At 53.0% G+C, this 20609-nt stretch carries 14 protein-coding genes, 2 tRNA genes and 1 other RNA gene; 10 read left to right on the top strand and 7 right to left on the bottom strand.

Translation table 11 applies throughout. The annotated features are described in order from the left end of the window. Positions 1-251: 251 nt before the first annotated feature. Genes EH164_RS10540 through narI form a run of 4 tightly spaced genes read left to right on the top strand, consistent with a single transcriptional unit; the run spans position 252 to position 6911 of the window. Positions 252-3995, top strand: a complete 3744-nt coding sequence (locus tag EH164_RS10540) for a nitrate reductase subunit alpha (protein ID WP_023478715.1) — start codon at positions 252-254, stop codon at positions 3993-3995. Beyond that, a complete protein-coding gene (gene narH, locus EH164_RS10545; protein ID WP_023478752.1) occupies positions 3992-5527 on the top strand; it encodes a nitrate reductase subunit beta in 1536 nt (511 codons plus the stop codon). The genes EH164_RS10540 and narH overlap by 4 nt, the downstream gene beginning before the upstream one ends. Further along, positions 5524-6234, top strand: coding sequence for a nitrate reductase molybdenum cofactor assembly chaperone (gene narJ / locus EH164_RS10550; protein WP_023478820.1), 711 nt, complete (start codon positions 5524-5526; stop codon positions 6232-6234). Before narH ends, narJ begins: the two co-directional genes overlap by 4 nt. Beyond that, positions 6234-6911: a respiratory nitrate reductase subunit gamma gene (narI, locus tag EH164_RS10555; RefSeq protein ID WP_124968189.1), complete on the top strand. Its 678-nt coding sequence runs from the start codon at positions 6234-6236 to the stop codon at positions 6909-6911. The genes narJ and narI overlap by 1 nt, the downstream gene beginning before the upstream one ends. Before the next feature lie 306 nt (positions 6912-7217). On the opposite strand, the gene EH164_RS10560 is transcribed toward narI, so the two are convergent. From EH164_RS10560 to EH164_RS10580, 5 genes are all read right to left on the bottom strand, one after another. Further along, positions 7218-7374: non-coding RNA, RtT sRNA (locus EH164_RS10560), on the bottom strand. Between the two features lie 44 nt (positions 7375-7418). Beyond that, a tRNA-Tyr gene (locus EH164_RS10565) sits at positions 7419-7503 on the bottom strand. Positions 7504-7537: 34 nt separating this feature from the next. After that, a tRNA-Tyr gene (locus EH164_RS10570) sits at positions 7538-7622 on the bottom strand. Between the two features lie 158 nt (positions 7623-7780). Next, positions 7781-8623 (bottom strand): formyltetrahydrofolate deformylase, encoded by an 843-nt coding sequence (gene purU, locus EH164_RS10575; protein ID WP_023478636.1) that lies wholly within the window; start codon positions 8621-8623, stop codon positions 7781-7783. A 47-nt stretch (positions 8624-8670) separates the two neighbouring features. Then, positions 8671-9129 carry a YchJ family protein gene (locus EH164_RS10580; protein ID WP_124968190.1) on the bottom strand — a complete coding sequence of 153 codons (459 nt, stop codon included), beginning with the start codon at positions 9127-9129 and terminating at the stop codon, positions 8671-8673. 111 nt (positions 9130-9240) lie between these two features. On the opposite strand from EH164_RS10580, the gene rssA reads away from it, so the two are divergent. The 3 genes from rssA to galU all read left to right on the top strand — a co-directional run bounded on the left by rssA (position 9241) and on the right by galU (position 12364). Then, complete coding sequence (gene rssA / locus EH164_RS10585; RefSeq protein ID WP_034812189.1) at positions 9241-10149, top strand: patatin-like phospholipase RssA; 909 nt, start codon at positions 9241-9243, stop codon at positions 10147-10149. A gap of 91 nt (positions 10150-10240) precedes the next feature. Then, the gene (gene rssB, locus EH164_RS10590) at positions 10241-11254 is read left to right on the top strand and encodes a two-component system response regulator RssB (RefSeq protein WP_023478635.1); all 1014 of its coding nucleotides are present in this window, start codon (positions 10241-10243) and stop codon (positions 11252-11254) included. A gap of 198 nt (positions 11255-11452) precedes the next feature. After that, complete coding sequence (galU, locus tag EH164_RS10595) at positions 11453-12364, top strand: UTP--glucose-1-phosphate uridylyltransferase GalU (RefSeq protein ID WP_023478871.1); 912 nt, start codon at positions 11453-11455, stop codon at positions 12362-12364. A gap of 277 nt (positions 12365-12641) precedes the next feature. Here the strand turns inward: galU and hns are convergent, their stop codons facing one another. Next, positions 12642-13052: a histone-like nucleoid-structuring protein H-NS gene (gene hns / locus EH164_RS10600; RefSeq protein ID WP_023478663.1), complete on the bottom strand. Its 411-nt coding sequence runs from the start codon at positions 13050-13052 to the stop codon at positions 12642-12644. Between the two features lie 546 nt (positions 13053-13598). Between hns and tdk the strand changes: the two genes are divergently transcribed. Then, positions 13599-14213, top strand: a complete 615-nt coding sequence (gene tdk, locus EH164_RS10605; RefSeq protein ID WP_124968191.1) for a thymidine kinase — start codon at positions 13599-13601, stop codon at positions 14211-14213. A gap of 91 nt (positions 14214-14304) precedes the next feature. On the opposite strand, the gene adhE is transcribed toward tdk, so the two are convergent. After that, positions 14305-16986 carry a bifunctional acetaldehyde-CoA/alcohol dehydrogenase gene (gene adhE, locus EH164_RS10610; RefSeq protein WP_124968192.1) on the bottom strand — a complete coding sequence of 894 codons (2682 nt, stop codon included), beginning with the start codon at positions 16984-16986 and terminating at the stop codon, positions 14305-14307. Positions 16987-17463: 477 nt separating this feature from the next. Between adhE and EH164_RS10615 the strand changes: the two genes are divergently transcribed. Both EH164_RS10615 and oppA read left to right on the top strand, forming a co-directional pair. Beyond that, the gene (locus EH164_RS10615) at positions 17464-18111 is read left to right on the top strand and encodes a YchE family NAAT transporter (protein ID WP_034812181.1); all 648 of its coding nucleotides are present in this window, start codon (positions 17464-17466) and stop codon (positions 18109-18111) included. Between the two features lie 818 nt (positions 18112-18929). Continuing rightward, positions 18930-20561 carry an oligopeptide ABC transporter substrate-binding protein OppA gene (oppA, locus tag EH164_RS10620; protein WP_124968193.1) on the top strand — a complete coding sequence of 544 codons (1632 nt, stop codon included), beginning with the start codon at positions 18930-18932 and terminating at the stop codon, positions 20559-20561. Positions 20562-20609: the final 48 nt, after the last annotated feature.

The raw sequence follows: 20609 nt of genomic DNA on the forward strand, positions 1-20609 counted from the left end.
CTTAATACCTGGATACCGGGATAAATCTGAATAATTCAGTAACTAAATATAATATATTTATGTTAATCAGTTAGTTACGTAATAATCATCGATAACTCTTTGGGAGTACTCCGTTGTCGGCGCATCAACGGCGCGCTATGGCGGCTTGATCATCATCAATTCTCTTTGTCTTTGCGGGGGTTACCTTCGCGGCAAATGCAGCAATGTCGATTTAGCCAGAGAGCCGAAAAGGCTCCAACAGGAGAACCCCGATGAGTAAATTCCTGGACCGGTTTCGCTACTTTAAACAGAAAGGCGAAACCTTTGCCGATGGGCACGGCCAGCTTGTAAACACCAACCGGGACTGGGAGGATGGATACCGCAGCCGCTGGCAGCACGACAAAATCGTGCGCTCAACCCATGGCGTAAACTGCACCGGCTCTTGCAGCTGGCAGATTTTCGTCAAAAACGGCCTGGTCACCTGGGAAACCCAGCAAACGGACTACCCGCGTACCCGTCCTGATATGCCAAACCACGAACCACGCGGCTGCCCGCGCGGAGCAAGTTACTCCTGGTATCTCTACAGCGCCAACCGCCTGAAATACCCCCTGATGCGTAAACGCTTGATCAAACTCTGGCGTGAAGCGAAAGCGCAGCACAGCGATCCGGTAAATGCCTGGGCTTCGATCATTGAAGACGCGGATAAAGCTAAGAGTTTTAAGCAAGCGCGTGGACGCGGTGGCTTTGTGCGCTCTTCCTGGCAGGAAGTGAATGAACTGATTGCCGCCTCTAACGTCTACACCGTGAAAACCTACGGCCCGGACCGCGTGGCTGGCTTCTCGCCAATCCCGGCGATGTCGATGGTTTCTTACGCCTCCGGCGCACGCTATCTGTCGCTGATTGGCGGCACCTGCCTGAGCTTCTACGACTGGTACTGCGACTTGCCGCCTGCTTCACCGCAGACCTGGGGCGAGCAGACCGACGTGCCGGAATCGGCTGACTGGTACAACTCCAGCTATATCCTCGCCTGGGGCTCCAACGTGCCGCAGACCCGTACCCCGGATGCGCACTTCTTTACCGAAGTTCGCTACAAAGGGACCAAAACTGTCGCGATTACTCCGGACTACGCGGAAATCGCCAAGCTGTGCGACTTGTGGCTGGCGCCGAAGCAGGGCACCGATGCAGCAATGGCGCTGGCGATGGGCCACGTGATGTTGCGTGAATTCCACCTCGATAAGCCGAGCCAGTACTTCACCGATTATGTTCGTCGCTACACCGACATGCCGATGCTGGTGATGCTGGAAGAGCGTGATGGCTACTACGCCGCGGGCCGCATGCTGCGCGCCGCCGATCTGGTCGATGCGCTGGGCCAGCAGAACAACCCGGAGTGGAAAACCGTCGCGCTGGATAGCGAAGGCAATATGATCGCGCCGAACGGTTCCATCGGTTTCCGCTGGGGCGAAAAAGGGAAGTGGAACCTTGAGCAGCGTGATGGTGGCAACGGCGCGGACGTTGAGCTGACCCTCAGCCTGCTGGGCAAACACGATGATGTTGCACAAGTTGGCTTCCCCTACTTTGGCGGCGACAACACCGAGCACTTCCAGGGTGTCACGCTGGATAACATCCTGCTGCACAAACTGCCGGTCAAACGCCTGCAACTGGCGGATGGCAGCAGCGCGCTGGTGACTACCGTTTATGACCTGAATATGGCCAACTACGGTCTGGATCGCGGTCTGGGCGATGAAAACTGCGCCAGCCGTTATGACGAAATCAAAGCCTATACACCGGCCTGGGCAGAGAAAGTGACCGGTGTGCCGCAGGCGCAGATTATTCGCGTTGCGCGCGAGTTTGCTGAGAACGCCGATAAAACTCACGGCCGTTCGATGATCATCGTCGGTGCCGGGATGAACCACTGGTATCACCTCGACATGAACTATCGCGGGCTGATTAACATGCTGGTCTTCTGCGGCTGCGTTGGTCAGAGCGGCGGCGGTTGGGCGCACTATGTCGGCCAGGAAAAACTGCGTCCGCAGACCGGCTGGCAGCCGCTGGCTTTTGCCCTCGACTGGCAGCGTCCGGCGCGCCATATGAACAGCACCTCCTACTTCTATAACCACTCCAGCCAGTGGCGCTATGAAACGGTGACGGCGCAAGAGTTTCTCTCGCCGATGGCGGATAAATCCCGCTACAGCGGCCATCTGATTGACTTTAACGTCCGCGCCGAGCGTATGGGCTGGCTGCCTTCTGCGCCGCAACTGGGTACTAACCCACTGCGCATTGCCGCCGAAGCTGAAAAAGCGGGGATGTCAGCGGTGGATTACACCGTGAAATCCCTGAAAGAGGGTTCGCTGCGTTTTGCCGCCGAGCAGCCGGAAAACGGCAAAAACCATCCGCGTAACCTCTTTATCTGGCGCTCCAACCTGCTGGGCTCCTCCGGGAAAGGGCATGAGTACATGCTGAAATATCTGCTCGGCACCGAGCACGGTATTCAGGGCCAGGATCTGGGCAAACAGGGCGGCGTGAAACCGGAAGAGGTGGAGTGGCAGGATAACGGCCTCGACGGCAAACTCGACCTGGTGGTGACGCTCGACTTCCGTCTCTCGAGCACCTGTCTTTACTCTGACATCGTGCTGCCGACCGCGACCTGGTATGAGAAAGACGACATGAATACTTCGGATATGCATCCGTTTATTCATCCGCTCTCTGCCGCCGTCGACCCGGCGTGGGAATCGAAAAGCGACTGGGAAATCTATAAAGGCATCGCCAAATCCTTCTCTGCGCTCTGCGTGGGCCATTTAGGCAAAGAGACCGATGTGGTAACGCTGCCGATCCAGCATGACTCCGCCGCCGAGCTGGCGCAGCCGCTGGGCGTGAAGGACTGGAAAAAAGGCGAGTGCGATCTTATCCCGGGTAAAACTGCACCGCATATTATTCCAGTGGAACGCGATTACCCGGCAACCTACGAGCGCTTTACCTCTATCGGCCCGCTGATGGAGAAAATCGGTAACGGCGGTAAAGGCATCGCGTGGAATACCCAGAGCGAAATGGATCTGCTGCGCAAGCTCAACTACGTGAAAGCGGATGGCCCGGCGAAAGGTCAGCCGATGCTCAACAGCGCCATCGACGCGGCAGAGATGATCCTGACCCTCGCACCGGAAACCAACGGCAACGTGGCGGTGAAAGCCTGGGCGGCGCTGAGTGAATTTACCGGTCGCGACCATACCCATCTGGCGCTGAATAAAGAGGATGAGAAGATCCGCTTCCGCGATATTCAGGCGCAGCCGCGCAAAATTATCTCCAGCCCGACCTGGTCTGGCCTGGAAGATGAGCATGTCTCTTATAACGCCGGTTATACCAACGTTCATGAGCTGATTCCGTGGCGTACGCTCTCCGGCCGTCAGCAGCTCTATCAGGATCATCAGTGGATGCGCGACTTTGGCGAAAGCCTGCTGGTCTACCGTCCGCCGATCAACACCCGTTCGGTAAAAGAGATGCTGGGTGTGAAAGGCAACGGCTACCCGGAAAAAGCGCTCAACTTCCTGACGCCGCACCAGAAGTGGGGGATCCACTCCACTTATAGCGACAACTTGTTGATGCTGACGCTTGGTCGCGGTGGCCCGATTGTCTGGCTGAGTGAAACTGACGCCAAAGAGATGGGCATTGCCGATAACGACTGGATCGAAGTCTTTAACAGCAACGGCGCGCTCACCGCCCGCGCGGTGGTCAGCCAGCGCGTACCGTCCGGTATGACGATGATGTACCACGCCCAGGAGCGCATTGTGAACCTGCCAGGCTCGGAGATCACCGGCCAGCGCGGCGGTATTCATAACTCGGTCACGCGTATTACGCCGAAACCGACGCACATGATTGGCGGTTACGCGCAGCTGGCGTACGGCTTTAACTATTACGGCACAGTCGGGTCCAACCGCGATGAATTTGTGGTGGTACGTAAGATGAAGAACATTAACTGGTTGGATGGCGAAGGCAATGACCAGGTACAGGAGAGCGCAAAATGAAAATTCGTTCACAAGTCGGCATGGTGCTGAATCTCGATAAGTGCATCGGCTGTCATACCTGTTCAGTCACCTGTAAAAACGTCTGGACCAGCCGCGAAGGGATGGAGTACGCGTGGTTTAACAACGTCGAAACCAAACCGGGCACCGGCTTCCCGACCGACTGGGAAAACCAGGAGAAGTGGAAGGGCGGCTGGATCCGTAAAATCAACGGTAAGCTGCAACCACGCATGGGTAGCCGCGCGATGCTGCTGGGCAAAATCTTCGCCAACCCGCATCTGCCGGGCATCGATGATTACTACGAGCCGTTTGATTTTGACTATCAGAACCTGCATAACGCGCCGGAAAGCAAGCATCAGCCGATTGCGCGTCCGCGCTCGCTGATCACCGGCCAACGCATGAACAAAATCAGCGCCGGGCCGAACTGGGAAGACGATCTCGGCGGCGAGTTCGAGAAGCTGAGCCGCGATCAGAACTTCGAAAATATGCAGAAGGCGATGTACGGCCAGTTCGAAAACACCTTCATGATGTATCTGCCGCGCCTGTGCGAGCACTGCCTCAACCCGGCCTGTGTCGCTACCTGCCCGAGCGGTGCCATCTATAAGCGTGAAGAAGATGGCATTGTGCTGATCGATCAGGATAAATGCCGCGGCTGGCGCATGTGCGTCACCGGCTGCCCGTACAAAAAAATCTACTTCAACTGGAAGAGCGGCAAGTCTGAGAAGTGCATCTTCTGCTATCCGCGTATCGAAGCGGGCATGCCGACGGTCTGCTCTGAAACCTGCGTAGGGCGTATTCGTTACCTCGGCGTGCTGCTGTATGACGCGGATGCGATTGAGAATGCGGCCAGCACCGAAAATGAGAAAGACCTTTATCAGCGTCAGCTGGATGTCTTCCTCGATCCGCACGATCCGGCGGTGATCGCTCAGGCACTGGAAGATGGCGTACCGCAGAGCGTAATCGATGCGGCGCAGAAATCGCCGGTCTACAAAATGGCGATGGACTGGAAGCTGGCGCTGCCGCTGCACCCGGAATACCGCACGCTGCCGATGGTCTGGTACGTGCCGCCTCTGTCACCGATCCAGTCCGCTGCCGATGCGGGCGAGCTGGGCAGCAACGGCATTCTGCCGGACGTCGAGAGCCTGCGTATTCCGGTGCAGTATCTGGCGAACCTGCTGACCGCTGGCGATACCCAGCCGGTGCTGCTGGCGCTGAAACGTATGCTGGCGATGCGTCACTTCAAACGGGCTGAAACCGTCGACGGCGTGATTGATACCCGTGCGCTGGAAGAGGTGGGCCTGACGGAAGCGCAGGCGCAGGAGATGTATCGCTATCTCGCCATCGCCAACTATGAAGACCGTTTTGTGGTGCCGTCCAGCCATCGTGAACTGGCGCGTGAAGCCTTCCCGGAGAAGAGCGGGTGTGGCTTTAGCTTCGGCGATGGGTGTCATGGTTCGGATAACAAATTCAACCTGTTCAACAGCCGCCGCATCGATGCGGTGAATGTGACAGTGAAAACGGAGCCGCACGCATGATTGAACTGGTGGTTATCTCCCGCCTGCTTGAGTACCCGGATGCTGCCCTGTGGCAGCATCAGCAGGAGCTGTTTGATGCGCTGGCCTCCGGCGACAATCTGTCGAAAGCGGACGCCCAGCAGGTAGGTATCTTTTTACGTGACCTGACGTCGCAGGATCTGCTCGATGCGCAGGCTACCTACAGCGAGCTGTTCGATCGTGGTCGCGCCACCTCGCTGCTGCTGTTCGAACATGTGCACGGTGAATCACGCGATCGTGGCCAGGCGATGGTGGATCTGCTGGCGCAGTATGAGCGCCACGGGTTGCAGCTCGACAGCCGCGAACTGCCGGACCATCTGCCTCTCTACCTGGAGTATCTGGCGCAGTTGCCAACCGCTGAAGCGATTGGCGGTTTACAGGATATCGCGCCGATCCTGGCGCTGTTGCAGGCGCGCTTACAGCAGCGTGAAAGTCACTACGCCTCGCTGTTTGATGCGCTGTTAACGCTGACGAAAACCGAGGTGGATAACGCGCAGGTGGCGGAAAAAATTGCCGGCGAAGCGCGCGACGATACGCCGCAGGCGCTGGACGCGGTATGGGAAGAGGAGCAGGTGAAGTTCTTTGCTGAACAGGGCTGCAATGATTCCGATATCACTGCGCACCAGCGTCGTTTTGCCGGTGCCGTCGCGCCGCAATATCTGAATATCTCAACAGGAGGAGAGCGCTAATGCACTTCCTTAATATGTTCTTCTTTGACATCTATCCCTATATGGCGGGCGCGATCTTCCTGATTGGCAGCTGGCTGCGGTATGACTATGGGCAGTACAGCTGGCGGGCAGGCTCGAGCCAGATGCTTGACCGTAAAGGGATGAACATTGCATCCAACCTGTTTCATTTAGGCATCCTCGGGATTTTTGCCGGTCACTTTCTTGGCATGCTGACGCCGCACTGGATGTACGAATCTTTCCTGCCGATTGAAGTGAAGCAGAAGATGGCGATGATCGGCGGCGGTGCCAGCGGCGTGCTGTGCCTGGTCGGCGGTCTGATGCTGCTCAAGCGCCGTCTCTTTAACCCGCGTATTCGCGCCACGTCGACGGCGGCGGATATCCTGATCATGAGCCTGTTGATGGTGCAGTGTACGCTCGGTCTGGTGACCATTCCGTTCTCCGCGCAGCATATGGACGGCAGCGAAATGATGAAGCTAGTGGGCTGGGCGCAGTCAGTGGTGACCTTCCATACCGGTGCGTCCGCGCATCTTGATGGCGTTGCCTTTATTTACCGCGTGCATCTGGTGCTCGGTATGACGCTGTTTGTGCTCTTTCCGTTCTCACGCCTGGTGCATATCTGGAGTGCGCCGGTGGAGTATTTAACGCGTAAATACCAGATTGTCCGCGCCCGTCGCTGATTACGCTGGATTGACGATGAACAACCCTGCTTCGGCAGGGTTTTTTGTTTTCGGCGCGGTGCGGTTTGCGTGCCGGATGGCGGCTGCGCCTTATCCGGCCTACGGGGTGGCACGATTCAGGGCCGGGCATTTTGCACGGTTCAACATTGGGCGCTGGTTTCGTAGGCCTGATAAGCGGAGCGCCATCGGGCAATGGTATTTTGCACGATTCGACATTGGGCGCTGGTTTCGTAGGCCCGATAAGCGAAGCGCCATCGGGCAATGCAGCGGTTGCAGAACTGGTAAATATAAAAGAAGGGTAGCGGAATAAGCAGGGGAAAGGATTACTCGTCGCTATGCTCCTCGCCCTTCGGGTCGTTGCCTGCGGCAACGCTCTCTCGCAACGCTCTCTCGCTACGCTCTCTCGCTACGCTCGAGTCGAACCTTAGTCGAAGCTTTTCATCCTTCCCCGAATGGAGAATATGAGGTAATGGAGTAGGTATTTTAATTGGGGAGTTATTCAGAAGATGGTGGTGGGGGAAGGATTCGAACCTTCGAAGTCTGTGACGGCAGATTTACAGTCTGCTCCCTTTGGCCGCTCGGGAACCCCACCACGGGGTAATTCAAATTGTGATGCAGGACGTAGATGGTGGTGGGGGAAGGATTCGAACCTTCGAAGTCTGTGACGGCAGATTTACAGTCTGCTCCCTTTGGCCGCTCGGGAACCCCACCACGGGGTAAAACTTTTTACTGGCCGCTTCCTTCTCGGGAAGCGGGGCGCATCATACCAAATGACGCGCCTCTGTAAAGCATTCAATCGTGAAAAATGAATCGGTTGCCTGCTTTTTACCCGCAACGCTGTAAAGCCAGGCAACCTGAAGAGAGGGCGCTTAAAGAATGATCGTCCGGTTACCGTAAACAAAGACGCGCTGGGCCAGCACCTGGTAGAGCGCGCGGCTGAGCACGTTCTTCTCCACGTCGCGCCCGGCACGCATCATATCTTCAGCAGTATAGGTGTGATCGACATGGATCACGTCCTGCATGATGATCGGGCCTTCATCCAGGTTGTCATTCACGTAGTGTGCCGTAGCACCAATAATTTTCACGCCGCGCTCGTAAGCCTGGTGATAAGGGCGTGCGCCGATAAACGCCGGCAGGAAGGAGTGGTGAATATTGATGATCTTATTCGGGAAGCGCGAGACAAAGTCCGGCGTCAGGACGCGCATATACTTCGCCAGCACCACGTAATCAGGCTGATGGGCTTCAATCGCTTTCACCATCAGATTGTCATGCGCTTCGCGCGTTAAGCCTTCATGGCTGACCAGCTCGAAGGGAATGTCGAAGCGCTCAACCAGCGGGCGCAGCGTTTCATGGTTGCCAATGACCGCTGCAATCTCCACATCCAGGCCGCCATAGTTGGCTTTCATCAACAGATCGCCGAGGCAGTGCGCCTCTTTGGTCACCAGAATCACCACGCGGCGACGACCCGCCGCATTCAGTTCGCGAACTGAGCCTTCCGGCAGCGCGCTGTCGAGATCGGCCAGCAGCGTGGCATCGTTAAAAATGCCCTCAAGTTCGGTACGCATAAAGAAGCGGCCGGTACGGTGGTCGACAAATTCATTATTCTGAACAATGTTCAGCTCGTGCTTATAACAAATGTTAGTGATACGAGCGATAAGGCCCTTCTGATCGGGGCAGATGGTGCGCAGAATTTTACGTTGTAAAGAGTGCATTGCCGGGTAAATCCTGTTGAGTGTGTTTGTTAAGGGTGCTGCCGGGCTTATTGCCCGCAGCACTTTTTGAATTTTTTACCTGACCCGCAGGGGCAGGGATCGTTACGACCAAACTGCGGTCGCGTACCGTCGATGTAAAACCATTCGCCGTTTTCCTTTAAAAAACGGGAACGTTCAATAATTGCGCCATTTTTGTCATTCTCGCGAAAGCGAGCAACAAAACTGACATAACCTTCATTGTCATCGTGGCCGTAAGCGTGCTCAAATAGCGTCAGTCCGAGCCAGGTTGTGGTCGCGAAACCGGCCTCAATCTGTTCGCGAAAGGTGTGTGCCGCGCAGGAGGGATGCCAGGTTTTCACCAGATAATCCGTCTGATGTAAGACAAAAGCGGTATAGCGAGAACGCATCAGGCGAGAGGGATCCGGCGCTACGTGTTGACCAGACAGATAAGGCTGGCAACATACGCTATACTCCTGAGCGCTACCGCAAGGACATGTTTGAGACAAAACAGCATTCCTGAAACAATAATAACGGCGCAGCACGCGCCAGGGTGGCAATATGTTAACTGAGCCGCCGCGTTGTGGCTACAGTAAGCCGGGGGAAGTGAAGCACGCGGAATGAGAACGGTAAAAATCGGTCTGGCGCTGGGTTCTGGCGCAGCCAGAGGTTGGTCGCATATTGGCGTCATTAATGCGTTAGAGCGCGCCGGCATTACTATTGATGTCGTGGCAGGATGCTCAATCGGGTCATTAGTTGGCGCGGCATACTCCTGTGGACGTTTGTCTCTGCTGGAGAATTGGGTGCGCTCTTTCCGCTACTGGGACGTACTGCGGCTGATGGATCTCTCCTGGCGCCGCGGCGGTTTGCTGCGCGGTGAGCGCGTGTTCAATCAATACCGCCAACTCCTTCCTTTTGACGACTTTAGCCACTGTGAAAAGCGTTTTGGCGCGGTCGCAACCAATCTCAGCACCGGACGTGAGTTATGGTTTACCGAAGGCGATCTGCACCGTGCTGTGCGCGCCTCATGCAGTATTCCGGGTTTGATGTCGCCCGTTGCGCATAATGGCTACTGGCTGGTCGATGGCGCGGTGGTTAACCCGGTCCCGGTTTCATTAACCCGCGCGCTGGGTGCTGACATCGTTATTGCCGTTGATCTTCAGCATGACGCCCATTTAATGCAGCAGGATTTGCTCTCCGTAACGCCTTCCGATAGCGAGATGGAAAAAGGTAGCGGTGAAGCCCTGCGCTGGCATCAGCGCCTGCGCGAGCGGCTTAGCCGCACCACGCCGAAACGCCCGGTGACGCCGACTGCGATGGAGATCATGACTACGTCGATCCAGGTGCTGGAAAACCGCCTTAAGCGCAACCGTATGGCGGGCGATCCGCCGGATATTTTGTTGCAACCTATTTGTCCGCAAATATCCACCCTCGATTTTCATCGTGCTGATGCGGCGATTGCCGCCGGGCAATTAGCGGTGGAAAAGAGGATGGACGAGTTACTTCCGCTGGTGCGGACTTTAGCGTGAACATAATTTTTATAAGACTTCAGCAAATTCTGACAGGCGAGTGTCGGCGAAGCGTGCCACTATTGATCTACTGTCAGGCAGGGGAGATGAGATGACGCAGCCGTTGGTCGGGAAACAGATATTGATAGTGGAAGACGAACTCGTTTTCCGATCGCTGCTGGATTCATGGTTGCAATCTCTTGGCGCAACGACGTTGCTGGCCGGAGACGGAGTGGATGCGCTGGAGCAGATGGCTGGCAATCAACCCGATTTGATTATTTGCGACCTGGCCATGCCGCGTATGAATGGTCTCGCGATGGTTGAAGCGCTGCGCAACCAGGGCATGCAGACGCCGGTGCTGGTGATTTCCGCTACCGAAAATATGGCCGACATTGCAAAAGCTCTGCGTCTTGGCGTGCAGGATGTCGTCCTGAAGCCCGTTAAAGATTTTAATCGTCTGCGGGAAACTATCTTCGCCTGCATCTACCCAAATATGTTTAATTCCCGGGTCGAGGAGGAGGAGCGTTTATTCCAGGACTGGGATGCGCTGGTGGATAACCCGCAGGCCGCAGCGAATTTATTAAAAGAGCTTCAGCCTCCTGTACAGCAGGTCATTTCCGGTTGTCGGGTAAATTATCGCCAGCTTGTTTCCGCTGAAAGCCCTGGACTGGTGCTGGATATTGCACCGCTTTCCGGACACGATCTCGCTTTCTATTGTCTTGATGTAACTCGCGCCGGCAATAATGGCGTGTTGGCGGCGCTGCTGCTGCGCGCATTATTTAACGGCTTACTTCAGGAACAATTGTCACATCAACGCCAGCGCTTACCTGAAATGGGTGCTTTACTTAAGCAGGTAAACCAATTGCTGCACCAGGCAAATTTGCCGGGGCAGTTCCCGTTACTGGTGGGGTATTACCACAGCGAGCTTAAGAATTTGTTATTAGTTTCGGCCGGTTTAAACGCCACGTTAAATACCGGTGAACACCAAATTCAAATCAGCAGCGGCGTTCCTCTCGGTACGCTTGGGAATACCTATCTGAACCAGGTAAGCCAGCGCAGCGAAGCGTGGCAATGCCAGGTTTGGGGTGCAGGCGGGCGGTTACGCTTAATGTTGAACGCGGAATGAGCGATCGCGTGGCGAAGCTCAGATAGATTTACCCGTCATTTAAAAACGGGTGCTAATATCGCCGCAGTTTCTTCGTATTAATCCTAATTAGTTGTTAGCGCGTCCTTTTCAGACCTGGTCATTGGGTTGGTACTGATATACTCAGACGCGAGTTAATTCATGAACCTGTTCAAATCATGGACAGTCCAGGAGATTTCAATGGCTGCAATAAATTCGAAAGTGACTAAAGCAGTAATCCCGGTCGCGGGGTTGGGAACGAGGATGCTACCAGCTACGAAGGCAATTCCGAAAGAAATGTTGCCGCTGGTTGATAAGCCATTAATTCAGTACGTGGTCAATGAGTGCATCGCCGCGGGCATTACTGAAATCGTTCTGGTAACACATTCATCTAAAAACTCTATTGAAAACCACTTTGATACCAGCTTTGAGCTTGAAGCAATGCTGGAGAAGCGCGTTAAACGTCAGCTTCTTGAAGAAGTGCAATCTATCTGCCCGCCGCACGTGACCATCATGCAGGTGCGTCAGGGTCTGGCGAAGGGTCTTGGCCATGCCGTCATGTGCGCGCATCCGGTTGTCGGCAACGAGCCGGTCGCCGTTATCCTGCCGGACGTAATCCTTGATGAGTTCGAATCCGATCTGTCGCAGGATAACCTCGCTGAGATGATCAAACGCTTCGACGAATCGGGTGCCAGCCAGATCATGGTTGAGCCGGTTGATGACGTTACCGCTTACGGCGTAGTGGACTGCAAAGGCGCCACGCTGAACCCGGGCGACAGCGTGCCGATGGTTGGCGTGGTTGAGAAACCGAAAGCGAACGTCGCGCCGTCAAACCTGGCGGTTGTTGGCCGCTATGTCCTGAGCGCTGAAATTTGGCCGCTGCTGGCGAAAACGCCTCCGGGAGCCGGTGATGAGATCCAGCTTACCGATGCAATCGATATGCTGATCGAAAAAGAGACCGTTGAAGCCTATCACATGAAAGGCAAAAGCCATGACTGTGGTAATAAACTCGGCTATATGCGCGCCTTTGTAGAATATGGCATTCGCCATAACTCTCTGGGCGAAGAGTTTAAAGCCTGGCTGAACGAAACGGTAGGCGCTGCTAAAGCATAACCCCCAGCGCAGACAGTAAATAAGGTCGACATTAATCGTGCTCAGCACTGATTATCGTCGGCCTTTTTTATTGCGCGTTTATCAGCAGGCCTCTGTGAAAAGGGGAGATAAGAAAAAGCCTATAATGCTGGTAATAAAAATGGCGGGTTTTTGAGCGCAGCCAGCGGCGAAAACAAACATCGTTATCTTCCGGCCTATTTGTGAAGAAATTGTGTAGAACGGGCAAAAAAAATCCCGCCAGCGGCGGGATATTAAAAGCAGATAAGCGTTTACTCACTTAAGCGAGCAGAAAGTCTTCCAGCTTTTTACCTTGTTCATCGATAGCTTTTTTGATTACGGCTGGAGTACGACCCTGACCGGTCCAGGTTTTCGTTTCGCCATTTTCATCTACGTAGCTATATTTAGCCGGGCGTGCAGCGCGTTTTGCTTTAGTACCCGTTTTAGCCGCAGCCATGCTGTTCAGCAATTCATTCGGGTCAATACCATCAGCAATTAACATTTCACGATACTGCTGCAGTTTACGGGTACGCTCTTCAACTTCAGCTGCGGCAGCGTTCTCTTCTTCACGACGCTCATTAACCACGACTTCTAATTTTTCCAGCATCTCTTCCAGTGTTTCAAGCGTGCATTCTCTTGCCTGTGCGCGCAGAGTACGGATGTTGTTCAGAATTTTAAGGGCTTCGCTCATTGTAGTAATCTCAAACTTATATTGGGGTGGTTTGTTGGGCTAATAATAGAGCGTTAAATTCAGCAGTGCAATAGCCGCGAATGTAAGGAATTCAAAATAGCCCTTTATTTAAGTCTTTTCTAAATACCGCTATCTTAAATTTTTAATCAACAACCACACTGCCAGACAGGTATAAGCGTGCAGTTCAGGTTCGTTCATATGCAAAGGTGAAGCGATATTTTTTGATTATTCCTTTAGGAGAAATAGCCATAATGGATAAATAACAACCGCGTGTATTACCGTGTTAAATGCGCTTACTTTAGTAAAATATTAATAATTTCTGGATGATATGATAAGGATCATCGCATAACGACAGTATGCTAACTTCCTGAATTTGTTACGGCTGTTTCTTTTGCAGCTACAACCGCTGCGATCGGAAAATGCGTGTTTATGCGTAAATGTGTCTACAGGATTAACCTAAGCTACAACGCTTGCTCAGGTCCGGCCGTTAAAACATGATACAATTCGCCGCAGGATCATCACACTTTGATTAGGGTTTTGCGCGCAATGGCACAGCTTTATTTCTACTATTCAGCAATGAATGCAGGGAAATCGACGGCATTACTACAGTCCTCGTACAATTATCAAGAGCGAGGCATGAGAACGGTAGTTTATACCGCAGAAATTGATAACCGCTTTGGTGCAGGGAAAGTCAGTTCCCGGATTGGTTTATCCTCGCCCGCACGTCTGTTTAATCAGCACACCTCGCTGTTTGACGACATTAAAGCTCAGCACGAAGAAGAAGCCGTGCACTGTGTGCTGGTGGACGAATGCCAGTTTTTGACGCGGGAGCAGGTATACGCTCTTTCAGAAGTGGTGGATGAGCTTGATATTCCCGTACTCTGTTATGGGCTGAGAACCGATTTTCGCGGTGAACTCTTTGGCGGTAGCCAGTATTTGCTGGCGTGGTCAGATAAATTAGTTGAGCTTAAAACCATCTGTTTTTGCGGACGTAAGGCAAGTATGGTGCTGCGACTGGATCACGCGGGACGTCCTTATAATGAAGGCGAGCAGGTGGTAATTGGCGGCAATGAACGCTATGTCTCCGTATGCCGTAAACATTATAAAGAAGCGCTGGCAGAAGGCTCTCTCGCGACGATACAGGCGCGGGTAAGAGGGTAGGGATTGCGTTCCGCGAACTGAGTAAATAGATTCTGGTTGCGCAGAAAATAAAAAACCCGCCGAAGCGGGTTTTTTTTATGACGCTATATCATTAAGCGGGTTTCTTCGCTTTTTTGTCAGCTTTAACCGGTGCAGCTTCCACTTTTGGCGCGGCAGCGGCTTCACCCTCTTTATATTCGCGACCGTAGAAGGTATCCAGCAGGATCTGCTTCAGCTCTGCGATCAGCGGGTAACGCGGGTTCGCGCCGGTGCACTGGTCGTCAAACGCATCTTCAGAGAGTTTGTCGACGTTCGCCAGGAAGTCCGCTTCCTGTACGCCAGCTTCGCGAATTGATTTCGGAATACCCAGCTCCGCTTTCAGGCTCTCCAGCCAGGCCAGCAGCTTCTCAATTTTTGCCGCGGTGCGGTCGCCCGGTGCAGAGAGACCCAGGTGATCGGCAATCTCTGCGTAACGGCGGCGTGCCTGCGGACGGTCATACTGACTGAACGCGGTCTGTTTGGTCGGGTTGTCATTCGCGTTGTAGCGGATAACGTTGCTGATCAACAGGGCGTTAGCCAGGCCGTGCGGGATATGGAACTGCGAGCCCAGTTTGTGCGCCATAGAGTGACACACGCCGAGGAAGGCGTTAGCAAACGCGATACCGGCGATGGTTGCGGCACTGTGGACACGCTCACGGGCAACCGGGTTTTTCGACCCTTCGTTATAAGAAGCCGGCAGGTTCTCTTTCAGCAGTTTCAGTGCCTGCAGCGCCTGACCGTCGGAGAACTCAGAAGCCAGAACCGAGACGTATGCTTCCAGCGCGTGGGTTACCGCATCCAGGCCACCAAAGGCGCAGAGGGATTTCGGCATATCCATCACCAGGTTGGCGTCAACCACCGCCATATCCGGGGTGAGGGCGTAATCCGCCAGCGGGTATTTCTGACCGGTAGCATCATCGGTAACCACCGCAAACGGCGTCACTTCAGAACCGGTACCGGAGGTGGTGGTCACAGCGATCATTTTCGCTTTGACGCCCATTTTCGGGAACTTGTAGATACGTTTACGGATATCCATAAAGCGCAGCGCCAGCTCTTCGAAGTGAGTTTCCGGATGTTCGTACATCACCCACATGATTTTCGCGGCATCCATCGGGGAGCCGCCGCCGAGGGCGATAATCACGTCCGGCTTAAAGGAGTTCGCCAGTTCAGCGCCTTTACGCACCACGGTCAGTGTCGGATCGGCTTCCACCTCGAAGAACACTTCAGTTTCCACGCCCGCAGCCTTCAGCACGGAGGTGATCTGGTCAGCATAACCGTTGTTAAAGAGGAAACGGTCGGTCACGATCATGGCGCGTTTGTGACCATCAGTAATCACTTCATCCAGCGCGATAGGCAGAGAGCCGCGGCGGAAGTAGATTGATTTCGGAAGTTTATGCCACAACATGTTCTCAGCTCGCTTAGCAACGGTTTTCTTGTTGATCAGGTGCTTAGGACCAACGTTTTCAGAGATGGAGTTACCACCCCATGAACCACAACCCAGAGTCAGGGAAGGCGCAAGTTTGAAGTTGTAGAGGTCACCGATACCCCCCTGAGAAGCCGGGGTGTTGATGAGAATACGCGCGGTTTTCATCATCTGGCCAAAATGGGCCACACGCTCAGGCTGGTTGTCCTGGTCGGTGTAGAGGCAGGAGGTGTGCCCGATACCGCCCATGGCGACCAGTTTCTCCGCTTTCACGACCGCATCGTCGAAATCTTTCGCGCGATACATTGCCAGCGTCGGAGAGAGTTTCTCATGGGCGAACGGCTCGCTCTCATCCACAACGGTAACTTCACCGATGAGGATTTTGGTGCTTGCCGGTACGCTAAAGCCCGCCAGTTCAGCAATTTTGTGCGCCGGTTGACCGACGATAGCCGCGTTAAGAGCGCCATTTTTCAGGATGATATCCTGAACCGCTTTCAGCTCCTTACCCTGCAGCATGTAGCCGCCGTGGCTGGCGAAACGCTCGCGCACTGCGTCATACACGGAGTCAACAACCACAACAGACTGTTCAGAAGCACAGATCACGCCGTTATCGAAGGTTTTCGACATCAGCACAGACGCAACAGCACGTTTGATATCGGCGGTTTCGTCGATGACAACCGGGGTGTTACCCGCACCAACACCTATTGCCGGTTTACCAGAACTGTAAGCGGCTTTCACCATGCCCGGACCACCGGTCGCGAGGATCAGGTTGATATCCGGGTGATGCATTAAAGCATTAGAGAGTTCGACGGAAGGTTGGTCGATCCAGCCGATAAGGTCTTTTGGCGCACCTGCTGCGATTGCAGCCTGCAGCACAATGTCCGCCGCTTTATTGGTGGCATCTTTTGCACGCGGGTGCGGAGAGAAGATGATTGCGTTACGGGTTTTCAGGCTAATCAGTGATTTAAAGATTGCAGTAGAGGTAGGGTTAGTGGTCGGTACGATACCGCAGATAATGCCGATAGGCTCAGCGATAGTAATCGTGCCGAAGGTATCATCTTCCGATAATACGCCGCAGGTTTTCTCATCTTTGTACGCGTTGTAGATATACTCAGAAGCAAAGTGGTTTTTAATCACTTTATCTTCAATGATACCCATGCCGGATTCAGCTACGGCCATTTTCGCGAGGGGGATTCGAGCATCAGCGGCAGCCAGGGCGGCGGCGCGGAAGATTTTATCTACTTGCTCTTGAGTAAAGTTGGCATATTCACGCTGGGCTTTCTTCACACGTTCAACGAGTGCGTTCAGTTCAGCGACATTAGTAACAGCCATAATGCTCTCCTGATAATGTTTAAACTCTTTTAGTAAACCATCTGCGCAAACTGTCAGTATAGTCAGCGCCGCCACAGGTTGCGTAAAGCTATGTAAGACAACAAGTTACAAAGCATAATGCCGCTGGTTTACTAAAAGAGCCCTAACGAACCGGGAGCAATTATTGACATTTCTGCTCTCTATTCGTGGCATCAAGATTACCCACTTCTGAGTAATTAATGCGTGATCCATATCAAGTTTTAACGAAGCTGACACCTTTCAGCCTGCCCATTTTCAGTGAGTTGTATCAATTGTTAACGGTTCGCCGCAGAAGATGGCTCGGATTTTTCACATCTAGCTCAACTCAATAACACCCTGTTTTATCAGGGTTATTGGTGAATGAACTGATGGACTCCAGAAAAAAATCGCGTATCTTCTGCATGGATTTTCCTGTCACGCTATTGTTTCTAAGGTACTGGCGATAACGCGGAGCTTGCTGTGGATCACTTTGGGTTTGATATTCCTCTCTATTTTAAATTTTTCGTCGGTCTCTTTGCGCTGGTGAACCCGGTTGGCATCATCCCGGTTTTTATTAGTATGACCAGCTATCAAATGGCCGACGCCCGCAATAAAACCAACCTTACCGCGAATGTCTCAGTCGCTATCATTCTCTGGACGTCACTCTTTCTGGGCGACACCATCCTGCAACTGTTTGGTATCTCGATTGACTCTTTCCGCATTGCCGGCGGCATTCTGGTCGTTACCATCGCAATGTCGATGATCAGCGGCAAGCTGGGGGAGGATAAACAGAATAAGCAGGAGAAATCGGAAACCGCTATTCGCGAAAGCGTGGGCGTGGTGCCGTTAGCGTTGCCATTAATGGCAGGGCCGGGGGCAATCAGCTCCACCATCGTTTGGGGGACGCGCTACCACACGCTTGCACACCTGATTGGCTTCTCAGTGGCGATTGCGCTGTTCGCGCTCTGCTCATGGGGGCTGTTCCGCATTGCGCCCTGGCTGGTGCGCCTGCTCAGGCAAACCGGCATTAACGTCATTACGCGTATTATGGGGCTGCTGCTGATGGCGTTAGGCATTGAGTTTATTGTTGCCGGCGCGAGGTCGCTTTTCCCTGGTCTGCTGAATTGATTCATTCTTTCATTTATATAGGTTTTATTTTTTTCTGAGCGCGAGAACATCGCGCTTTCGAATGTAAGCCTGCTCGCATAATTAGCAAAAGATATGAAGAATCAGCAGAAGGGCGGCAGGCATAACAAATTACAATAATCAGAAAAGCTGTTTTCTATCATACAATTATAAGTTTCATGAATCATTGATGTCTGCATTTTGAGCAATTAAATCTGTTATTTCTCTCACATCATACTATTGGGCTTGCCGAGTCATTATCGAAATGATATTAGTACTTTCAATCTCCTCGCAGAGTAATGTGCTAAAAAGTAGTCAATTGTTGATTTTTTGTGCAAATTTCTGCGAAGGCAGCCAATAAGCATCACAAGGCGGTGGTGCTTCTTTATCTGATTGATAATTCATAAGAAAAAACCAACAGGGAGACGCAGTCGTCATCTCGCTGCGGCTGTCGCTACGCCGTAAAAGAGAAATGGTTAACAAATTTGCAAAATGTATTGGCGGCGGTCTCGGGCATTTGTTATTTTCCGGCGAATGTCTTTATCAGCCTCATAATTTACAGCGTAAAGCGATTTGTTGAGAATCGTTTTCAATTAGAAAATAAATAGCATGAATACAACGCGGCTCGACAGGGGAGGCGCGTTAATGAATCGACGCGAGATTGCCGTTCGAGCGATCCGTAATAAAAAAGTCGGTGATAGCAGAAGTAAAAAAAAGATGTCTGAAAGCGCCAAAAGCTCCTGCGCTATTCAGGCCCCCGAACAGGGGATGATACAGCTGGCATAAATGTCAGTAATTATAATGATTGGAGTCACAACACAATGTCCATCATCACAAAGAAAAGCGTAGTTGCAGCGGGTATTTTAGCAGCGCTTATTTCCGGTAACGCCGCCTTCGCGGCCGACGTTCCGGCTGGCGTTCAACTGGCGGAAAAACAGACGCTGGTGCGTAATAACGGTGCTGAAGTGCAATCTCTCGATCCGCATAAAATCGAGGGCGTTCCGGAATCAAACGTTAGCCGTGACCTGTTTGAAGGTCTGCTTATTTCCGATGTTGAAGGCCACCCGACTGCCGGTGTTGCTGAAAAATGGGAAAACAAAGATTTTAAAGTCTGGACATTCCATCTGCGTAAAAACGCCAAATGGTCAGACGGCTCCCCGGTTACCGCCCATGACTTCGTCTATAGCTGGCAGCGCCTGGCTGATCCGAAAACGGCTTCTCCGTACGCCAGCTATCTGCAATATGGCCACATCGCCAATATCGATGATGTTATCGCCGGTAAAAAACCGACCAGCGAACTGGGCGTAAAAGCGATCGATGATAATACCTTCGAAGTCACGCTGAGCGAGCCGGTTCCCTATTTCTATAAACTGCTGGTTCACCCGTCCGTTTCCGCTGTGCCAAAAGCCGCGATTGAAAAATTTGGCGATAAGTGGACCCAGCCTGCAAATATTGTCACCAACGGCGCTTATAAGCTGAAAGATTGGGTGGTCAACGAACGTATCGTTCTTGAGCGCAACACCAATTACTGGGACAACGACAAAACCGTTATTAACCAGGTAACCTACCTGCCAATCTCTGCAGAAGTGACGGACGTTAACCGCTACCGCAGCGGCGAAATCGACATGACCTATAACAACATGCCGATTGAACTGTTCCAGAAACTGAAAAAAGAGATCCCGAAAGAAGTTCACGTCGATCCGTACCTCTGTACTTATTACTACGAGATCAACAACCAGAAAGCGCCATTCACTGACGTTCGCGTGCGTACCGCCCTTAAACTGGCGCTGGACCGCGATATTATCGTTAATAAAGTGAAAAACCAGGGCGACCTGCCTGCTTACAGCTACACCCCGCCGTATACCGACGGTGCAAAACTGACCGAACCGGCCTGGTTCAAAATGACCCAGGAGCAGCGTAACGCCGAAGCGAAAAAACTGCTCGCCGAAGCGGGTTACACAGCCGACAAACCGCTGAGCTTCAGCCTGCTATATAACACCTCCGATCTACACAAAAAACTGGCGATTGCCGTTGCCTCGATCTGGAAGAAAAACCTCGGTGCCAACGTTAAGCTGGAGAACCAGGAGTGGAAAACCTTCCTCGATACGCGTCATCAGGGCACCTTTGATGTAGCACGTGCTGGCTGGTGTGCGGATTACAACGAGCCGACCTCCTTCCTGAACACCATGCTTTCAGATAGCTCGAACAACACCGCGCACTATAAGAGCCCGGCGTTTGACAAGCTGATTGGCGACACGCTGAAAGTGACCGACGAAGCGCAGCGCGCTGAGCTTTACTCCAAAGCTGAACAGCAGCTTGATAAAGACTCCGCTATTGTTCCGGTTTACTACTACGTGAACGCCCGTCTGGTGAAACCGTGGGTGGGTGGCTACACCGGTAAAGACCCGTTAGATAATATCTACGTGAAAAACTTGTATATTATCAAGCATTAATGGCAATGAGTGGGGCAGGGCAACCTGCCTCACAGTGTCTTATTTTTA

It is taken from the genome of Kosakonia sp. CCTCC M2018092, from assembly GCF_003864115.1.
GTDB lineage: Bacteria > Pseudomonadota > Gammaproteobacteria > Enterobacterales > Enterobacteriaceae > Kosakonia > Kosakonia cowanii.

Bases quoted from the DNA above. Each gene is read 5' to 3' on its own strand.
- EH164_RS10540 (WP_023478715.1), top strand. From the start codon at position 252: ATGAGTAAATTCCTGGACCGGTTTCGCTACTTTAAACAGAAAGGCGAA.
- narH (WP_023478752.1), top strand. From the start codon at position 3,992: ATGAAAATTCGTTCACAAGTCGGCATGGTGCTGAATCTCGATAAGTGC.
- narJ (WP_023478820.1), top strand. From the start codon at position 5,524: ATGATTGAACTGGTGGTTATCTCCCGCCTGCTTGAGTACCCGGATGCT.
- narI (WP_124968189.1), top strand. From the start codon at position 6,234: ATGCACTTCCTTAATATGTTCTTCTTTGACATCTATCCCTATATGGCG.
- purU (WP_023478636.1), bottom strand. From the start codon at position 8,623: ATGCACTCTTTACAACGTAAAATTCTGCGCACCATCTGCCCCGATCAG.
- rssA (WP_034812189.1), top strand. From the start codon at position 9,241: ATGAGAACGGTAAAAATCGGTCTGGCGCTGGGTTCTGGCGCAGCCAGA.
- rssB (WP_023478635.1), top strand. From the start codon at position 10,241: ATGACGCAGCCGTTGGTCGGGAAACAGATATTGATAGTGGAAGACGAA.
- galU (WP_023478871.1), top strand. From the start codon at position 11,453: ATGGCTGCAATAAATTCGAAAGTGACTAAAGCAGTAATCCCGGTCGCG.
- hns (WP_023478663.1), bottom strand. From the start codon at position 13,052: ATGAGCGAAGCCCTTAAAATTCTGAACAACATCCGTACTCTGCGCGCA.
- tdk (WP_124968191.1), top strand. From the start codon at position 13,599: ATGGCACAGCTTTATTTCTACTATTCAGCAATGAATGCAGGGAAATCG.
- adhE (WP_124968192.1), bottom strand. From the start codon at position 16,986: ATGGCTGTTACTAATGTCGCTGAACTGAACGCACTCGTTGAACGTGTG.
- oppA (WP_124968193.1), top strand. From the start codon at position 18,930: ATGTCCATCATCACAAAGAAAAGCGTAGTTGCAGCGGGTATTTTAGCA.